The sequence below is a fragment of the Pseudomonas sp. UBA6276 genome (assembly GCF_002438365.1).
Taxonomy (GTDB): domain Bacteria; phylum Pseudomonadota; class Gammaproteobacteria; order Pseudomonadales; family Pseudomonadaceae; genus Aquipseudomonas; species Aquipseudomonas coleopterorum.
Genome location: NZ_DJUS01000002.1, coordinates 23,605 through 40,214, shown reverse-complemented (window position 1 = coordinate 40,214; position 16,610 = coordinate 23,605). Strand labels below are relative to the sequence as shown.

At 61.2% G+C, this 16,610-nt stretch carries 18 protein-coding genes; 4 read left to right on the top strand and 14 right to left on the bottom strand.

All coding sequences use genetic code 11. The features are described from left to right. The 5 genes from pheS to thrS all read right to left on the bottom strand — a co-directional run. The coding region (gene pheS, locus B2V21_RS00485; protein ID WP_286915712.1) for a phenylalanine--tRNA ligase subunit alpha at positions 1-965 on the bottom strand (965 nt) is incomplete at its 3' end. A gap of 109 nt (positions 966-1,074) precedes the next feature. Beyond that, on the bottom strand, positions 1,075-1,431 hold the full coding sequence (gene rplT, locus B2V21_RS00480; RefSeq protein WP_043188388.1) for a 50S ribosomal protein L20: 357 nt from the start codon (positions 1,429-1,431) through the stop codon (positions 1,075-1,077). 27 nt (positions 1,432-1,458) lie between these two features. Further along, positions 1,459-1,653, bottom strand: coding sequence for a 50S ribosomal protein L35 (gene rpmI, locus B2V21_RS00475; protein WP_002553160.1), 195 nt, complete (start codon positions 1,651-1,653; stop codon positions 1,459-1,461). 60 nt (positions 1,654-1,713) lie between these two features. Further along, on the bottom strand, positions 1,714-2,265 hold the full coding sequence (gene infC, locus B2V21_RS00470; RefSeq protein ID WP_177327948.1) for a translation initiation factor IF-3: 552 nt from the start codon (positions 2,263-2,265) through the stop codon (positions 1,714-1,716). Next, positions 2,265-4,187 carry a threonine--tRNA ligase gene (gene thrS, locus B2V21_RS00465; protein WP_286915711.1) on the bottom strand — a complete coding sequence of 641 codons (1,923 nt, stop codon included), beginning with the start codon at positions 4,185-4,187 and terminating at the stop codon, positions 2,265-2,267. The genes infC and thrS overlap by 1 nt, the downstream gene beginning before the upstream one ends. 151 nt (positions 4,188-4,338) lie before the next feature. Between thrS and B2V21_RS00460 the strand changes: the two genes are divergently transcribed. Together B2V21_RS00460 and B2V21_RS00455 are read left to right on the top strand one after the other, a co-directional pair. Continuing rightward, positions 4,339-4,833, top strand: coding sequence for a hypothetical protein (locus B2V21_RS00460; RefSeq protein ID WP_134721346.1), 495 nt, complete (start codon positions 4,339-4,341; stop codon positions 4,831-4,833). A 290-nt stretch (positions 4,834-5,123) separates the two neighbouring features. Further along, the gene (locus tag B2V21_RS00455; protein ID WP_032631434.1) at positions 5,124-5,336 is read left to right on the top strand and encodes a cold-shock protein; all 213 of its coding nucleotides are present in this window, start codon (positions 5,124-5,126) and stop codon (positions 5,334-5,336) included. Positions 5,337-5,400: 64 nt separating this feature from the next. Here B2V21_RS00455 and B2V21_RS00450 read toward each other — a convergent pair whose 3' ends face one another. After that, positions 5,401-5,718, bottom strand: coding sequence for an I78 family peptidase inhibitor (locus B2V21_RS00450; protein ID WP_049859164.1), 318 nt, complete (start codon positions 5,716-5,718; stop codon positions 5,401-5,403). A gap of 149 nt (positions 5,719-5,867) precedes the next feature. Further along, positions 5,868-6,173, bottom strand: a complete 306-nt coding sequence (locus B2V21_RS00445) for a hypothetical protein (protein ID WP_286915710.1) — start codon at positions 6,171-6,173, stop codon at positions 5,868-5,870. A gap of 144 nt (positions 6,174-6,317) precedes the next feature. Here B2V21_RS00445 and B2V21_RS00440 point away from each other — a divergent pair, with 144 nt between their 5' ends. Further along, a complete protein-coding gene (locus tag B2V21_RS00440; RefSeq protein WP_286915709.1) occupies positions 6,318-6,557 on the top strand; it encodes a hypothetical protein in 240 nt (79 codons plus the stop codon). A 30-nt stretch (positions 6,558-6,587) separates the two neighbouring features. On the opposite strand, the gene B2V21_RS00435 is transcribed toward B2V21_RS00440, so the two are convergent. From B2V21_RS00435 to B2V21_RS00405, 7 genes are all read right to left on the bottom strand, one after another. Then, positions 6,588-7,607, bottom strand: coding sequence for a nucleoside hydrolase (locus tag B2V21_RS00435; protein ID WP_286915708.1), 1,020 nt, complete (start codon positions 7,605-7,607; stop codon positions 6,588-6,590). Positions 7,608-7,635: 28 nt separating this feature from the next. After that, positions 7,636-8,040: a D-ribose pyranase gene (gene rbsD, locus B2V21_RS00430; protein WP_286915707.1), complete on the bottom strand. Its 405-nt coding sequence runs from the start codon at positions 8,038-8,040 to the stop codon at positions 7,636-7,638. Then, positions 8,037-8,954, bottom strand: a complete 918-nt coding sequence (gene rbsK, locus B2V21_RS00425; RefSeq protein ID WP_286915706.1) for a ribokinase — start codon at positions 8,952-8,954, stop codon at positions 8,037-8,039. The genes rbsD and rbsK overlap by 4 nt, the downstream gene beginning before the upstream one ends. Positions 8,955-8,966: 12 nt before the next feature. Then, the gene (locus B2V21_RS00420) at positions 8,967-9,989 is read right to left on the bottom strand and encodes a LacI family DNA-binding transcriptional regulator (protein WP_286915705.1); all 1,023 of its coding nucleotides are present in this window, start codon (positions 9,987-9,989) and stop codon (positions 8,967-8,969) included. Between the two features lies 1 nt (position 9,990). Continuing rightward, a complete protein-coding gene (locus B2V21_RS00415; RefSeq protein WP_282346055.1) occupies positions 9,991-10,983 on the bottom strand; it encodes an ABC transporter permease in 993 nt (330 codons plus the stop codon). Then, entirely contained in the window at positions 10,980-12,524 is a 1,545-nt protein-coding gene (locus tag B2V21_RS00410; RefSeq protein WP_286915704.1) for a sugar ABC transporter ATP-binding protein, read from the bottom strand. The genes B2V21_RS00415 and B2V21_RS00410 overlap by 4 nt, the downstream gene beginning before the upstream one ends. A gap of 70 nt (positions 12,525-12,594) precedes the next feature. Continuing rightward, on the bottom strand, positions 12,595-13,551 hold the full coding sequence (locus B2V21_RS00405; RefSeq protein WP_286915703.1) for a sugar ABC transporter substrate-binding protein: 957 nt from the start codon (positions 13,549-13,551) through the stop codon (positions 12,595-12,597). A gap of 1,342 nt (positions 13,552-14,893) precedes the next feature. Here B2V21_RS00405 and B2V21_RS21505 point away from each other — a divergent pair. Further along, on the top strand, positions 14,894-16,570 hold the full coding sequence (locus B2V21_RS21505; RefSeq protein ID WP_376787086.1) for an RHS repeat domain-containing protein: 1,677 nt from the start codon (positions 14,894-14,896) through the stop codon (positions 16,568-16,570). Positions 16,571-16,610 lie beyond the last annotated feature (40 nt).

Genomic DNA, 16,610 nt, shown 5'->3' with positions numbered 1-16,610 from the left:
TCATTGACGCCGTAACGCAGCATGGCGAGACGCTCCGCACCCATGCCGAAAGCAAAACCCTGGAACTCTTCGGGGTCGATGCCCGACATGCGCAGCACGTTGGGGTGCACCATGCCGCAGCCCAGCACTTCCAGCCAGCCGGTCTGCTTGCAGACCCGGCAGCCCTTGCCGCTGCACATCACGCATTGAATATCGACTTCAGCCGAAGGTTCGGTGAAGGGGAAGAACGAAGGGCGGAAACGAACCGCCAGCTCTTTTTCGAAGAACACCCGCAGGAATTCCTCGATGGTGCCTTTCAAGTCCGCGAAGTTGATGTCGCGGTCGATCAGCAACCCCTCGACCTGATGGAACATCGGCGAGTGGGTGATATCCGAGTCGCAACGATAGACCCGGCCCGGGCAGACGACCCGAATCGGCGGCTGTTGCGACTCCATGGTCCGCGCTTGCACCGGAGAGGTGTGGGTACGCAGCAACATGTTGGCATTGAAATAGAAGGTGTCATGCATCGCACGGGCCGGGTGATGGCCTGGGATGTTGAGCGCTTCGAAGTTGTGATAGTCGTCTTCCACCTCGGGACCTTCGGCAATGCCGTAGCCGATATGGGTGAAAAACTGCTCGATCCGCTCCAGCGTCCGGGTGACCGGATGCAGGCCGCCAGTTGTCTGGCCACGGCCAGGCAAGGTCACGTCGATCTGCTCGGCAGCGAGCTTGGCGCTCAGCTCGGCTTCTTCGAAAGCCGTCTTGCGCGCATTGAGGACATCTGTGACACGCTCCTTGGCTTCGTTGATCAGCGCACCCACTTTAGGACGCTCATCGGCAGGCAGGTTGCCCAGGGTCTTCATCACCTGAGTCAGTTCGCCTTTCTTGCCAAGGAATTGAACCCGGATCTGCTCCAGGGCATTGATGTCTTCAGCGTGTTGCACGGCCTCCAAAGCTTGAGAGACCAGCGCATCCAGGTTTTCCATGTACAGACTCCAGATACGAAATAGGGGAAGAGCTTGAAGGCTCTTCCCCTATTCATGACGTTTAACACCCCAACCCGCCGACGGCGGGCCAAGGTGATTGTCGGGGTACTTAGGCCAGCGAGGCTTTAGCTTTCTCGACAATCGCCGCAAACGCCGCTTTTTCGTTCACTGCCAGATCAGCCAGAACCTTGCGGTCGATCTCGATGGACGCTTTTTTCAGGCCGGCGATGAAACGGCTGTAGGACAGACCGTTGACACGAGCACCAGCATTGATACGAGCGATCCACAGGGCGCGGAACTGACGTTTTTTCTGACGACGGTCGCGGTAGGCGTACTGGCCTGCCTTGATGACCGCTTGCTTGGCTACACGGAATACGCGCGAACGAGCGCCGTAGTAGCCTTTAGCCAGTTTCAGAATTTTCTTGTGACGCTTACGGGCAATGACGCCACGCTTAACACGAGCCATGAGTTAGTCCTCTATCTTTGACCGAAATTAACGAAGGCGCAGCATGCGCTCGACTTTTGCCACGTCAGACGGGTGCAGCAAGCTGCTACCGCGCAATTGACGCTTACGCTTGGTCGACATTTTGGTCAGGATGTGGCTCTTGAAAGCGTGCTTGTGCTTGATGCCGTTGGCGGTTTTCAAAAACCGCTTCGCTGCACCACTCTTGGTTTTCATCTTTGGCATGTTCGGGTACTCCACGTTCAATTGATAAACATAACCGCAAGGCCTGCCGTGCCCTGGTGGTTACTTCTTTTTCTTGGGGGCGATGACCATGATCAGCTGGCGTCCTTCCATCTTCGGATGCTGTTCAACGGAGCCGTATTCGAGCAGGTCACCTTCGACCCGCTTCAACAGCTCCATGCCCAGCTCCTGATGCGCCATCTCACGGCCGCGGAATCGCAAGGATACCTTGGCCCTGTCCCCATCACTCAGGAAACGTACCAGGTTGCGGAGTTTTACCTGGTAATCCCCTTCTTCCGTCCCTGGACGAAACTTGATTTCTTTTACCTGAACCTGTTTCTGGTTCTTCTTCGCCGCGGCAACCTGCTTCTTCTTCTCGAAGATCGATTTGCCGTAGTCCATCACCCGACATACGGGCGGGATGGCATCAGCGGAGATTTCCACCAGGTCCAGCTTCGCTTCTTCAGCGATACGAAGCGCTTCATCGATAGAGACGATGCCAATCTGCTCGCCGTCAGCGCCAATTAACCGAACCTCGCGTGCCGAGATATTCTCGTTGATCGGGGCTTTCGGTGCAGCTCGTTTATCTTGTCTCATTTCACGCTTAATAATAATTACTCCGAATCTGGGCGACCACGCCGGGATACCGCTTGTGCCAGGTACTCGGTGAATTGGGCGATGGGCATGGAGCCCAGGTCAGCACCTTCACGGGTACGCACAGCGACAGTTTGCGTTTCAACTTCCTTGTCCCCGATGACCAGGAGATAAGGAACCTTGAGCAAAGTATGCTCACGGATTTTAAAGCCGATCTTTTCATTTCTCAAGTCGGACTTGGCACGAAACCCGCTTTCCGTCAGATTTTTTTCGACGAGCTGCACGAAATCCGCTTGTTTATCAGTGATATTCATCACCACGGCCTGCACAGGCGCCAGCCAGGCCGGGAATGCGCCCTCGTAGTGCTCGATCAGGATACCGACGAATCGCTCGAACGAACCCAGGATCGCGCGGTGCAGCATCACGGGATGCTTGCGTCCGTTGTCTTCGGTGACGTATTCGGCACTCAGACGGATCGGCAGGTTGAAATCGAGCTGCAGTGTACCGCATTGCCAGACGCGACCCAGACAATCCTTCAGCGAAAACTCGATCTTGGGACCGTAGAAGGCGCCCTCGCCCGGCTGTAGGTCATAAGGCAAGCCAGCAGCATCGAGCGCTGCGGCCAAGGCCGACTCGGCGCGATCCCACAGCTCGTCGGAGCCGACTCGCTTCTCGGGACGCGTGGACAGCTTGAGCTGGATGTCCTTGAAGCCGAAATCGGCATAGACGTCCATGGTCAGCTTGATGAAAGCCGCCGATTCGGATTGCATCTGCTCTTCGGTACAGAAGATGTGCGCGTCGTCCTGAACGAAGCCGCGCACGCGCATGATGCCGTGCAGCGCGCCGGAAGGCTCGTTGCGGTGGCAGGCGCCGAACTCGGCCAGGCGCAGCGGCAGCTCGCGGTAGCTTTTCAGGCCTTGATTGAACACCTGCACATGGCATGGGCAGTTCATCGGCTTGATGGCGTAGTCGCGATTTTCCGACTCGGTGGTGAACATGTTCTCGGCGTAGTTGGCCCAGTGCCCGGATTTCTCCCAGAGGCTGCGATCGACCACCTGCGGCGTCTTGATTTCCAGGTAGCCGTTCTCACGCTGGATCTTGCGCATGTACTGTTCAAGCACCTGGTAGACGGTCCAGCCGTTGGGGTGCCAGAAGACCATGCCCGGCGCTTCTTCCTGAAGATGGAACAGGCCCAGGCGCTTGCCGATCTTGCGGTGATCGCGCTTCTCGGCTTCCTCGATACGCTTGACGTAGGCGGCCAGTTGCTTTTTGTCTGCCCAGGCAGTGCCGTACACACGCTGCAACTGCTCGTTCTTGGCATCGCCGCGCCAGTAGGCACCGGACAGCTTGGTCAGCTTGAAGGACTTGAGAAAACGGGTGTTCGGCACGTGCGGACCGCGGCACATGTCGACGTATTCTTCGTGATAGTACAGGCCCATGGCCTGTTCATCCGGCATGTCTTCGACCAGACGCAGCTTGTAGTCTTCGCCGCGAGCGGTGAATACGTCGATGACTTCGGCACGCGGCGTGACTTTCTTGATCACGTCGTACTCGGTATCGATCAACTGCTGCATGCGCTGCTCGATCGCCGCCATGTCGTCGGGTGTAAAAGGCCGCTCGTAGGCGATGTCGTAATAGAAGCCTTCTTCGATGACCGGGCCGATCACCATCCGCGCGGAGGGATACAGCTGCTTGACGGCATGACCGACCAGGTGGGCGCAGGAGTGACGGATGATTTCCAGCCCCTCTTCGTCCTTGGGCGTGATGATCTGCAAGGTGGCGTCGGCGGTGATCAGGTCACAGGCGTCGACCAGCTGGCCATTGACCTTGCCGGCCACGGTGGCCTTGGCCAGGCCGGCGCCGATGGAGGCGGCTACCTCGGCAACGGAAACCGGGTGATCGAACGAACGCTGACTGCCATCGGGAAGAGTAATGGTGGGCATGGCGCCTCCTCTCCTAGTGGTGACCCCTACCAAAGGTCACATGGGTTGGGATGAGCCAGTACGCGATTCGCCCGGTATGCCCGCCTTACGTTGGCAGGAGCCTTGCGGCCGACCGGAATACGAACCAGAGTGACTGGAGCAATCGAAAAAGGTGAATCCCGCGCTTCGCGCTGCCGAACAAGGCAGTGCCGAGCGCAAGGCCGAACATCCTAGCACACAAGGTGCGTCGAATTGGTGCGTCATGCGTGCGATATGGCAACTCACCGGGTCGCTGAACTTGCGGCCCGTTCCACCCCTCAGATGTGGTGAGTCCAAACCGCCTGAAAACAAGGAGCTATTCATTATGGGTCTCAAACGACTTCTTCCCCTGAGTGCCTGCCTGGCCCTGATGCTTCCATTCGCGGCCCAGGCTGCCGCGCTGTCCGCCGACGCCAAGGCCGAATACACCGCTCAATGTCAGGCTGCAGCCGTGCAGCAAGGCGTCGACGCTGCCAAAGCACAGGCACACTGCAGCTGCGGCGCGAAAGTGATCGAGGACAAATTCACCCAAGCCGAGATCGACCAGTTGACCAACAAGCAGGTCGAACCACCGATGGCGCTACGCCAGAAGTTGATGAAGGAAGTGCTGGTTTGCAAAAACCAGTAACCTCGACAGCTCACCTGAAGAGCACTTCGGGCGTTCTTCAGGCCTGATAACAGCAGACGATCGATTTATTTGCGACGGAATGCGGTTTTTTTTAAAAGAATTTTCAGGTGCAAACCCTAACAAAATAAGGGGTTTAGCCGCTTCGGACAGGTCAAAAGGCGACAACCTTGGCTTCCTGCCCCAATCAAAGGGGGTTCACAGTCCAGCTTTTGGACTATGATAGGGACCGTGTGCCCAGTTGGCCTGAGCAGCACAGCACTACTGAATATTATGTTTCTTGGAGATTCACCATGTCTAATCGCCAGTCCGGCACCGTAAAATGGTTCAACGATGAGAAAGGCTTCGGCTTCATCACTCCTCAAGGTGGCGGTGACGACCTGTTCGTACACTTCAAAGCTATCGAATCCGACGGTTTCAAAAGCCTGAAAGAAGGCCAGACCGTTTCGTTCGTGGCTGAGAAAGGCCAAAAGGGCATGCAAGCTGCTCAAGTTCGCCCAGAGTAATCTCGGCAGCTGAAAAAACCCGTCCATGTGACGGGTTTTTTTTCGCCTGCGAATCGTGCCGCGTTCAGCCGCAGTTGACGCGAGTGATCTGACCGCTGTCGTCGGCGTTCAGATTGAGACGGTCGGAACGGTACTCCAGGGTGACCATGTCGTGGGGACGCAGTATCCGGGCAACCTGGGCGCCTGCCTTGACCCTGGCCTCTTCGAGCAGGTCGGCGGAAGCTGGCTTGCCGACGGTGTAGCGTGCGCCATCGGCGTTGCAGCGTCCGTCGAACGCGGGTGCAGCAGCGGCAGACGACTGGGTCGACTTTTCTGAGGTAGAGCAGCCGCTGGCGGCCAGGGCGGCCATCAGGATCAACAGGGTCTTGCGCGGGAAAGGCATGCAGCCTCCTCTTTTTCCAGTAGGTTTTCGAATAGTCAAGGTTGTGCGACCGCCTGCAACTGGATTGGTTGCACACTGGGCCAGTCTGCCCCAAGGCACCGTAACCGAGCCCCAGCGAATTCGTCACGGGATGTGTGGTGACATCGCAGTCAGTACAGATCGATGTAATCGGATCGGGGCACCGGCCAGTGAGTCTGCAACGCGGTATGGATCTGCTGGATCCATTCGGCGTCCTCGGCGGCAGCCGGACCCACGTAGCCCGATCCGGCAGACCAGGTCTCGAGACGGAAACACAGTCCCTGCACGTCCATGCCACCGATCGCCTGGGTGGAAAGGAAAGCGATACCCTCGCGGGTGACACGTAGCTGGTTATGGACGGCCGGATTTCCCGACGCAATGAGCGCGCGGACTGCCTCGGTAGTCAGCGAGTCAGGCTGCTTGAGATCGATGTGCACATGAGCCTCCATGCTGAAGATAGACCCCAAGTTTGGCACGAGGCCGGCCATCTGCCCAAGGGCCGGTGTAAAGCGTGGACGAAAATGCTTTACTGGATCACGTGGAGCGAACGTCGTTCGCTTGTGACCGTTGGCGAGAGCAACATGGCAAACGTATCGATCAAGGCGGACATCAAGGTCCAGTGGCCTCAGGGCCAGAGCTCTTTCAGTCCCGGCACGCCTGAAGAACTGGCGATCATCGGGGTCGACGTGCTGGTCAAGGCACTGGGCACCGAGGCTGCGCGCAGCTTCGTCATGCAGGTGTTCGAGCGCTACGCTCACGAGCATGCGGCAGCGTCGGTCAACAGCGTCGCTCATCCACTCAAGAATCCAACTACCTTATAGCCAGCCCGAGCTCTCATCGGGCTCGACAGATCAAGGCAGACGCTGCAGCCGTTGCGTCAGCAGATCGAAGAACCCCTGCGCGTTGCCGTCGTTTACCCAGAACACATTCGTGGGTTGCTTGAGGGTGCCGTACCAGTCGGCCACGGTCTGACCAAAGGTGGGGCCTTCGCGGCTGTCGATGGTCAGGTTGACTTGGCGACCGCTGAACAGCTCCGGCGCCAACAGGTAGGCAATCACGCTGGCATCGTGCACCGGGCCGCCGGGCAATCCGTAGTGCTCCATATCGGCCTTGACGTACGCCTGGAGGATATCCACCACCCGAGGACCCGCCTTGTTCGACAACGCAGCCAGTTGCTGCAGACGTGCCGGACTGGTGAGGATCTTGTGGGTGACGTCGAGCGGGACGTAGGTGAGCTTCACCCCGCTCGCCAGCACGACCTGAGCGGCGTGCGGGTCGGCGAACAGGTTGAATTCCGCTGCCGGCGTGATGTTGCCGCCGTTGAAGTGGGCGCCGCCCATGACGATCACTTCCTTGATGCCCTGGGTAATGCCAGGGGCCTGGATCAACGCCAGCGCCAGGTTGGTCTGTGGCCCCAGCATGGCCAGGGTGATGCTGCGAGGTTCGGCATGGCTGAGGGTGTCGATCAGGTATTGCACCGCACTGCCTTCGGCCAGGCCCTTGGCCGGCTCTTGGACGACGATACCCGGCACGCCCTCCTCGCCGTGCACGTTGGCGGCATAGATGGGCTCGCGGACCAGCGGCTTGGGCGCGCCGGCATACACCGGTACGTCCTCGCGGCCTGCCCATTCACGAGCCAGGCGGGCGTTGCGCGAGGTCTTGTCCAGGCGCACGTTGCCGGCCACGGTAGTGAGCGCGCGAACGTTGATCTGCTCAGGAGAGGACAGGGCCAGCAGCAAGGCGACGAAGTCATCGGCACCCGGATCGGTATCGATGATCAGATCGATCTTGTCGGCCGCCATGGCGGTGGCGCTGGTCAGCAAGGCCATCAGCGAAAATCCTCGGATCAGGGTCAGGAAAAAACGTTGCATATCACACTCCTTGTGCTTATTGATGAATCTAGAAAGTAACGCCTGCCATCAGGGCAATGTTGCTGTAGGGCTGGCATTCGCCGGTCCGCACGATAGCGCGGGCGCTTTTCAACAACTCCTTGAACCGCGCATGGCTGACCATCTGGCGCACGCCCAGTGCGCCTTGATCGTGCAACTGCTGGATCCGGGTCGACGCCGGGGGCAGTACCTGGAGCATCTCCTCGGCGATCACGTGGCTTTCCACCTGCATTTCGCTGAGCAGCACCTCCAGTGTGCTGACGAAGCTGGGGATGCCCGGTGTGAGGGCCAGGTCGATCAAGGGCACGCCAGGTGGCACCGGCAGGCCCGCATCGCCTATCACGACGATGTCGCCATGGCCCAGAGAGGCGACCAACTGTGACAGGGAAATGTTCAGCAATGCAGTCTTTTTCACGATAGCACCTGCTCGACCTGCGCCAGGGTTGGAATGGAAGGCTGCGCACCGGCGCGAGTGACCGACAGCGCCGCAGCGGCCTGACCGAAGGCAACGGCCTGGGACTCGTCCAGGCCACGGGCCAGGGCGGCGGCAAAGCCACCGACGAAGGTGTCGCCCGCCGCCGTGGTATCCACGGCCTGCACCTTGCGGCCAGGAGAGTGCCGGGACCGCACGCCATCGGCAAACAAGACGCCGCGCTCGCCCAGGGTGACGATGATCTTGCCTGCACCGGCCTCGCGCAGAAGGCTGGCGGCCTGCTCTGCCTCGGCAACCGAATTCACCGCAAGCCCGGTCAGGGCCTGCGCTTCGGTTTCGTTGGGGATCAGGTAGTCGATCCAGCCCAGCCACTGCGACGGCAAGGGGCCGGTCACCGGCGCGGGGTTGAGAATGACGGTTTTTCCTGCCTCGTGAGCGCGTTGGAGGACAAAAGCCACCACCGGGTAGGGAATTTCCAGCTGGCATACCACTACGTCGGCGGCGTGCAGAAGACCATCGAAGCGCTCGATGTCGGTGGATTCGAGTTGGCCATTGCCACCTGCCACGATGACGATCGCATTCTGGCTGTTGGCATCGACGACGATCATGGCGATCCCGGTCGCCACGTCCTCGGCCACCCGCACGCCCTGACAGTCGATACCTTCATCGGCCAGCGCCTGTCGCAGCGCGTGGCCATAGGCGTCGGCGCCCACACAGCCGATCATTGCCACCTGGCCGCCCAGGCGCGCCGCCGCGACTGCCTGATTGGCGCCCTTGCCGCCCGGAACCGTCGCGAAGGACTGGCCCAGCAGCGTTTCTCCCGCGCGCGGCAAACGTTCGGCCTGTGCCACCAGATCCATGTTCAGACTGCCTATTACCAATACGTTCGCTTGCATCGTGTGCCACTCTCAGCGCAATTCATGGGGAAGACCGGCGTATCGCGCCGTGGACTCGCGCACCACGATCTGTGGCGCGATGATGTGTTGCGTGGCGGCTGTGCCGGCAGCGCCAGCGATCCGGGCCAGGAGCCGCTCGGCGGCGCTCTCGCCCAGCTCGCCGATACGCTGGCCCACGGTGGTCAGGGCCGGGTAGACGTAGCGGCTGAGCTGGATGTCGTCGAAGCCGATGACCGATAGCTGCTCGGGCACGCGGATACCCTGTTCGGCGGCAGCGCGCAGCACGCCCAGACCGATCATGTCGTTGGCAGCGAAAATCGCCGTGGGCCGCTCGCCCGCCAGCAGTTGCACCGTCGCCCGGTAGCCGCCCGGGCTGGTGAAGTCGCTGTGCAGGACATGACCTTTCGCGGGCTGTAGACCGTACTCGGCGAGCGCGCGATGGTAGCCGTCCATCCGCAGTTGCGCCACATGGGTATGCTCCGGCCCGCTGATGCAGGCAATGGCGCGATGGCCCAGTTCCAGCAGGTGCAGGGTGGCCAGGTAGCCGCCCTGCTCGTGGTCGATGCACACCAGATCGGCGGTCACCTCGTGCAAGCCGCGGTCAACGATGACCATGGGCGTGCGCACCGCCGCCAGCATATCGGTCAGCGCGGCATCGCCACCGACCGAAGCGAACACGATGCCGTCGACCCGCTTTTCAAGCAATACACGCAGGTAGTTACGCTGCTTCTGCGGATCGTCATCCGAGTTGCACAGGATCACGCAGTAGCCATTGCGCTCGCAGCAGTCCTCGATACCCCGCGCCAGTTCGGCAAAATACGGGTTGACGCTGTTGGGCACCAGCAGGCCGATGGTCGCCGTGCTGCGCGCCTTCAATGAGCGGGCCACGGCGCTGGGTACATAGTTGAGTTCGGCGATCGCCGACTCGACCTTGCGCCGCACGTGCGCGCTGACCGGGCGGCTGTTGTTCACCACATGGGAGACCGTGGTGTAGGAAATCCCCGCCCGCGCCGCCACATCCTTGATGGTCGCCATGCTAGCCCCGCTTGCGCGCGCGTTGACTGCGATAGGTGTCCAGGACCACGGCGATGACGATCACGGCACCGGTGATGATGCGCTTGGTCGGTTCGCTGGCACCGATCTGCGCCAGACCGGCGGCGAGCACGGAAATGATCAGCACGCCGAAGAAAGTGCTGATGACCGACCCGCGCCCGCCCATCAGGCTGGTCCCACCGATGACCACTGCAGCGATCACCTGCAGTTCCAGACCGGCCCCGGCATTGGGATCGGCCGCCTCGAGGCGGGAAATCTGGAACAGCGCCGCCACGCCCGCCAGCAGACCCATGAGGGAGAAGACCAGCACCTTGTAGGGCTTGGGATTGATCCCTGCCAGGCGCACCGCTTCTTCGTTGGTGCCGATGCCGATCAGGTAGCGGCCGAAGACCGTACGGGTCAGGGTCAGGTGGGCGATGACGATCACCCCCAGCGCGATCAGGAACGAAGGCGCGATGCCGAAGGCCACCGGGTCGGAAAGCCAGGCGAAGGCGTCACCGATGTAGGCGGTACGCGAATCGGTCATCTGGTAGGCCACCCCGCGGGCCATTTCCAGCACGCCCAGGGAGACGATGAACGAAGGGATGCGCCAGGCCACGGTGATCGAACCGGTGATGGTGCCGGCGAGCGCCGCGCAGCCCATGCCCAGCAGCGCGGCGGGCAATACACTCCAGCCCCAGCCGAGGATCGCGACGCTGACGGCGGAAGCAGCCAGTGCCAGCACCGAGCCTACCGACAGGTCGATGCCGCCGATGATCAACACGAAGGTCATGCCGACGGCCAGAACCATCAGGTCGGGGATCTGGTTGGCGATGGTGCTGAAGGTGCTGTACGAGAGAAAGTGACTGCTGAGCACGGAGAACAGCACGATCATGGCCAGCAAGGCGCCAGCGAGGCCCAGGTAGGTCCCCAGGCCCAGGTAGGTGCCGGTGGGTTTGGCGCCAGGCGTGGCTTTGGGCAGCGTGGAAGTTTTCATTCAGGGATCCTTGCTGCAGGCTTGGCCAGCAGCGCATCGCGTTTTTGATAACCGGCGAACGCGGCGGCCAGCAGTTCATCCTGGCTCCAGTGTTCGCGCTCGAAAGTGTCGATCAGACGGCCGGCCGAGAGCACCGCGATGCGGTCGCAGATCAGCATCAGCTCGCGCAGGTCGCTGGAGACCACGACCAGCGCCTTGCCCTGGCGGGTCAGTTCGCCCAGCAGGGCATAGATGTCGAACTTGGCGCCGACGTCGATGCCACGAGTCGGCTCGTCGAACAGCAGCACGTTGCAGTCGCGCTCCAGCCAGCGGCCGATCACCACCTTCTGCTGGTTGCCGCCCGAGAGCTCGGCCACGGTTTGTGCCGGGCTGGAGCTGCGGATGCGCATGGCCTCGATCTGGCGCTGGGCCAAGGCCCGTTCGGCCTGGTTGTCGACGACACCTGCGGCGGAAATCGCCGGCATGTTGCCCAGGGCGATATTGGCGCTGATCGATTGCGACAGCAGCAGGCCTTCGCCCTTGCGGTCTTCGGTGATCAAGGCGATGCCATGGGCCACGGCATCGGCGGGACTGCGGATGCTGACCGGCCTGGGTGGCTGGCCGATCGCAACGGTACCGGCATCGCTGGCGTCGGCGCCGAAGATCAGCCGCAGCAGTTCGGTGCGCCCTGCCCCGATCAATCCGGAAATGCCGAAGATCTCGCCCTGACGCACCTCGAAGGACACGTCCTTGACCTTGTCGCCGCGGCTCATGCCTTGCACCTGGAACATGGGCGCGCCGATGCGACGCTCGCCCAGGTCGATGCGTTCGCCCAGTTCACGGCCGACCATGAGGTTGACCAGTTGCTCGCTGTCGTAGCGCGCCATCGGCTCGACACACACCAAGCGCCCGTCGCGCAGCACGGCGATGCGTTGCGCAACCTGGGCCAGTTCTTCGAGGCGATGGGAAATGTAGATAATCGACACGCCGCGCTCGCGCAGGCGCAGGATCTGCGCGAACAGCATGTCGACCTCGCGCGCGGTGAGCATCGCGGTGGGTTCGTCGAGGACCAGCACCCGACAGTCGCCGATCAGGTTGCGGGCGATCTCGACCATTTGCTGATGACCGATGCCCAGGTCGCTCACCAATGTATCCGGGTCGATGGCGTCTAGGCCCACCTGGGCCATGGCCTGGCGGGCCTGCTCACGCAGGCGTCGACGATCGATCCAGCCACCGCGACTGGGCAGATCGTGAAGGAACAGGTTTTCCGCCACGGTCAGCGTCGGCAACAGGTTGAGTTCCTGCATGACCATGCGCACCCCGCCACGCTCGGCGGCGGTACGGCTGCCGGGCAGCCAGGCCTGGCCCTGGAACTGCATCTGGCCGGTGGTCGGCGCTTCCAGGCCACCGATTATCTTCGACAGGGTGCTCTTGCCCGCGCCGTTCTCGCCGGTCAGGGCCAGCACTTCGCCGCGGTGCAGCTCAAGGTCGATGTCCCACAGCACGGGCTGGGCATAGGTCTTGCCGATGCCACTGACCGACAGTACAACATTGGATGTCATAGGGTTCTCCAGACGCGCCTGCCGACAGCAGGCCGAGGCAATGCCCAGGCCTGCCGCGAGACGCTCTGCATCAGGGCTTGGTGACGAGCTCGACCGGGGTCTGGATCACGCCATTGGCGTCGACGTCCAGCTTGTCGCCCTTGATCATGCCCAGCGCACTCTGAATGCCGAACACTGCCTGGCGGGCGGCGAACTGGTCGGCCGTGGCCAGTACGCGACCGTCCTTGAGCATTGGCTTGATGGCATTGATGTTGTCATAGCCCACCACCTGGACCTTGCCCGCCTTGCCTGCGGCACGCACCGCAGAGACCGCACCGAGCGCCATGCTGTCGTTGCCGGCCAGCAGGGCCTTGAGGTCGGGGTATTCATTGAGCATGGCGGAAGCGACGGCATTGCCCTTGTCGATTTCCCAGTTGCCCGACTGCACGGAGACGATCTTCATCTGCGCCGCTTCCATGGCGTCCTTGAAACCGGCCGTGCGCATCTGCGCGTTGGTGGTGGTCGGTACGCCTTCGATGATGCCAACCTGGTCACCGGCAGTGAGTTGCTTGGCCAGGTAGTCGCCGACCAGCTTGGCGCCCTTGCGGTTGTCGGGACCCACGAACGGCACCTGGATGCCTTTGCTTTTGAGTACGCCGGCATCCAGCTGGTTGTCGATGTTGACGAGCTTGATGCCGGCATCCATGGCCTTTTTGATGATCGGCACCAGGGCCTTGGAGTCTGCCGGGGCGATGACCAGCGCATCGACCTTGGCCACGATCATCTGCTCGACGATGCGAATCTGATTGGCGGTGTCGGACTCGTCCTTGATGCCGTTGGACACCAGATCGAAATCGGCGGCGTGTTCTTTCTGGTAGCTCTTGGCGCCGTCTTCCATGGTCAGGAAGAATTCGTTGGCCAGCGACTTCATGACCAGTGCGACCTTGGGTTTCTGGGTGTCGGCGAAGGAGGATTGCAGCGGGGCGATGGCGCCGATGGCAGCCATCAGGGAGACAGCGAGCAGGCGTCCAGCAAAGGGCAGCTTCATGGGGGTTACTCCGATCTTATGATTGTTTTCGAGCAACGGTTCGCGGTTATTCGCAAACGTTTGCGTACTGGAAACTATGGCCATGCATCAGTCCTTTGTCAATCTCGTGGACATGCTTCCACCCAAGCATCTGTAGCACTCGCCACAACACCGCCCTGCAGGTGCGAGACAGCTCCGCATCACGATACAAAGTCAGTCATTCATTCATCCTCGGGCCAAGCCCATAAAGATTGCCATGACTAACCACGAAGCCCTTGCCCTTCATACTGCAACCCCCAGGGTGCACGTTGTCGACGGCCGTGCACTTGCGCGGCGCGATGTCGTGTACCACAGAGATCAACCCGGTTTCACGCAGGCACGTATTACCCGCCATGATTACAACGCCGGTGGGCAGCGTGTCTGTAGCATAGACCCTCGCCTGCATGCGGCCCGGTCCGAACAACCCGACATCGAGCCCAATCTGCAACAACGTTACAGCCTGGGAGGTCGCTGCCTGCGCAGCCGTAGTGTGGACGCCGGCACCACTGTGGCCTTGCACGACGCCTGCGGGCGTGAGGCGGTGACATGGCTCGCCAATGGTGTCGAGCAGAGCCGGCACTACGAGGCTGCGCCACTGCCTGGGCGACTCTTGTCGATCACAGCGCTGGGAACCGACGGAGCCACGCGGACAGCCGAGCGCTGGCAATGGGCTGATGGCCAGCCATGGGTGCGAGAGCGCAACCTTGCCGGGCACTGTCACACACGTTTCGACGGCGCCGGCAAGAATGTTGTCCAAAGCCGTAGCTTGCTCGGCTCAATCACCAGCGAGTGCTTGCAGCTGCTGCAAGGCCATGAGGAAAGCGACTGGTCTGGTGACGACCCCTTGGCTTGGGCAAGATGCCTGGAGCCAGAATGTTCGAGCAGTTCGGTGATTGTCGATACTTGCGGCGCGATCGTGGCCAGTGAGGATGCCAAGGGGCATCGTCAACGCCATGGTTTTGATCGCTGTGGGCAGTATCGGGCCAGCTGGGTCACCCCCATGGGCAGCACCGAAACGCCTGTGGTACTGGATGTCAGCTACGACGCCAACGGCCAGAGGCTGATGGAGCATGATGCCAACGGGTTGGTCACCCACCATACCTACGCACCCGACACCCTGCGGCTGGTCGGCAGGAAAACCACCCGCCTGCACGACCGTCGGGTTTTGCAGGATTTGCGTTACCAGTACGACCCTGTCGGATTGGTGACCCAGGTACGCGACCATGCCGAGCAGACGCGATTCTGGCGCAACCAGAAAATAGAGCCACAACAGGACTACCAGTACGACTCGCTATCGCAGCTGATACTGGCCAGCGGGCGTCAAATGGCTGCACTCGGCCGACCTGATAGCCTGCCCCATGCGCTGCCTGTCGATACCCATGCCTACACCCTCTATCAGCGCCGCTACACATACGACCAGTCGGGTAACCTGCTGAACATTCGGCACACCGTCCCGGCTACCAGCACCGGCTACACGATCAGGCTTACAGCCTCCGCGCGGAGCAACCGGACCCTCCTGAGCGACCTTTGCGACGACCCCGCATTGATCGATAGCCACTTCGATGCCGCTGGCCAGCAGCGAGCGGTGGACGGCGCTCAACGCGCTGCCTGGAACAGTCGCATGCAACTGGGCAGTGTCACGCGAGACGCAGCAGGTAGCGAGCATTACCTTTACGGCCAGCATCACCAGCGGCTGCGCAAGACTCATGCTCACGGCAGTACTCGCTATTTACCGGGTCTGGAGTTGCAGCAGCACGACAGCCATGCTTTGCACTGCATCAATGTGACCGAGCACATTCGCGTGCTGCACTGGCCTCAGGGCAGCCCAGAGGGTCTGGCCAACGATCAGTTGCGCTACAGCTACACCGACCTGCTGGGCAGTCATGGCTTGGAAATAGATGGCGACGGCTGTGTCATCAGCCGCGAGGAATTCTTCCCGTTCGGTACCACCTCTGTGTGGGCCTGCCGCAATCAGACCGAGGCCAGTTACAAGACTCTCCGCTACTCGGGCAAGGAACGCGACAACACCGGCCTCTACTATTATGGCTACCGCTATTACCAGCCATGGACCGGACGCTGGCTCAGCGCCGACCCGGCTGGCGCTGTGGATGGCCTGAACCTGTACGCCATGGTCCGCAACTCACCGCTGTCAGCAGTGGACGACGACGGTCGTATGCTGCGGATCGTCGTGAAAGGCGGGATCGGTGCAGCCGGGATCGGCTACGAGGCCTATAAGCACAAGGACCGACAGTCCCAGGCGCCAGCACAGCCTGGCGACGCTTCGACGAGCGGCTCCATGGGCGACCGGCGGGCAGACCAGGTGATCGGCAAGATCCAGCGGATGAAAGACGAATTCAGCCCAGGGCAACAGATTCTGAACAGTGCAAAGGGCCGCGCGCAAACGGCGGATCATCTGGCGCATGGTCAATTGCCGGGGGCCAATGCAGTCCTCAAGGGCGCTGAAAGTGTCGCCACTGTGGTCGAGTTCAGCCAGACAGGCGATCTTTCCCAGATCAACAAAGCGCCTCTGGCGAACGCGGTAGCTACAGACGCGGTAAACGGCGTTGCTCACAGCATCAAGGCCACCATCAAAAACACCCAGAAAGCCGTGAAAGGGGCTGCCGAAGTGGCAACGCTTTCCGACACCAAAGCTGCGGAAGTGGACGCGTCACTGGGCGATTTGAAAGAAGTTGCGCAAGACAAACTGATCACTAATGTATCGCTGGGCGCCACGGTCAAAGCGGGCCTGGATGGAGCCGCCGCGGTGGTACCTCATCCCGTCGCCAAGGTCGGCCTCAGGATCCTGTCTGCGGCGTGGACGGTGACGGGCGTGGTGCATGGTGCCGAAGAGCTGGGTGAGATCGTCAAAACCCACGAGGATCTTCTCGTGAGCAAGACCGGCGAAAACCTCATGGGGCAAATGAAGACGGTGAATGCGTCGAATCGTGGAGTGATCATGGATCGCGTCAAAAAGAGCTACGGCTTCTCCGACACTCCATGAGGCCGGGCGCCGTCTGTTGCCAGAGCAGTAGCGCTGGCTA

Coding starts and splice junctions, on each gene's coding strand:
- rplT (WP_043188388.1), bottom strand. CDS start 1,431: ATGGCTCGTGTTAAGCGTGGCGTCATTGCCCGTAAGCGTCACAAGAAA.
- rpmI (WP_002553160.1), bottom strand. CDS start 1,653: ATGCCAAAGATGAAAACCAAGAGTGGTGCAGCGAAGCGGTTTTTGAAA.
- thrS (WP_286915711.1), bottom strand. CDS start 4,187: ATGCCCACCATTACTCTTCCCGATGGCAGTCAGCGTTCGTTCGATCAC.
- B2V21_RS00455 (WP_032631434.1), top strand. CDS start 5,124: ATGTCTAATCGCCAGTCCGGCACCGTAAAATGGTTCAACGATGAGAAA.
- B2V21_RS00450 (WP_049859164.1), bottom strand. CDS start 5,718: ATGCCTTTCCCGCGCAAGACCCTGTTGATCCTGATGGCCGCCCTGGCC.
- B2V21_RS00440 (WP_286915709.1), top strand. CDS start 6,318: ATGGCAAACGTATCGATCAAGGCGGACATCAAGGTCCAGTGGCCTCAG.
- B2V21_RS00435 (WP_286915708.1), bottom strand. CDS start 7,607: ATGCAACGTTTTTTCCTGACCCTGATCCGAGGATTTTCGCTGATGGCC.
- rbsK (WP_286915706.1), bottom strand. CDS start 8,954: ATGCAAGCGAACGTATTGGTAATAGGCAGTCTGAACATGGATCTGGTG.
- B2V21_RS00420 (WP_286915705.1), bottom strand. CDS start 9,989: ATGGCGACCATCAAGGATGTGGCGGCGCGGGCGGGGATTTCCTACACC.
- B2V21_RS00415 (WP_282346055.1), bottom strand. CDS start 10,983: ATGAAAACTTCCACGCTGCCCAAAGCCACGCCTGGCGCCAAACCCACC.
- B2V21_RS00410 (WP_286915704.1), bottom strand. CDS start 12,524: ATGACATCCAATGTTGTACTGTCGGTCAGTGGCATCGGCAAGACCTAT.
- B2V21_RS00405 (WP_286915703.1), bottom strand. CDS start 13,551: ATGAAGCTGCCCTTTGCTGGACGCCTGCTCGCTGTCTCCCTGATGGCT.
- B2V21_RS21505 (WP_376787086.1), top strand. CDS start 14,894: ATGGCTGCACTCGGCCGACCTGATAGCCTGCCCCATGCGCTGCCTGTC.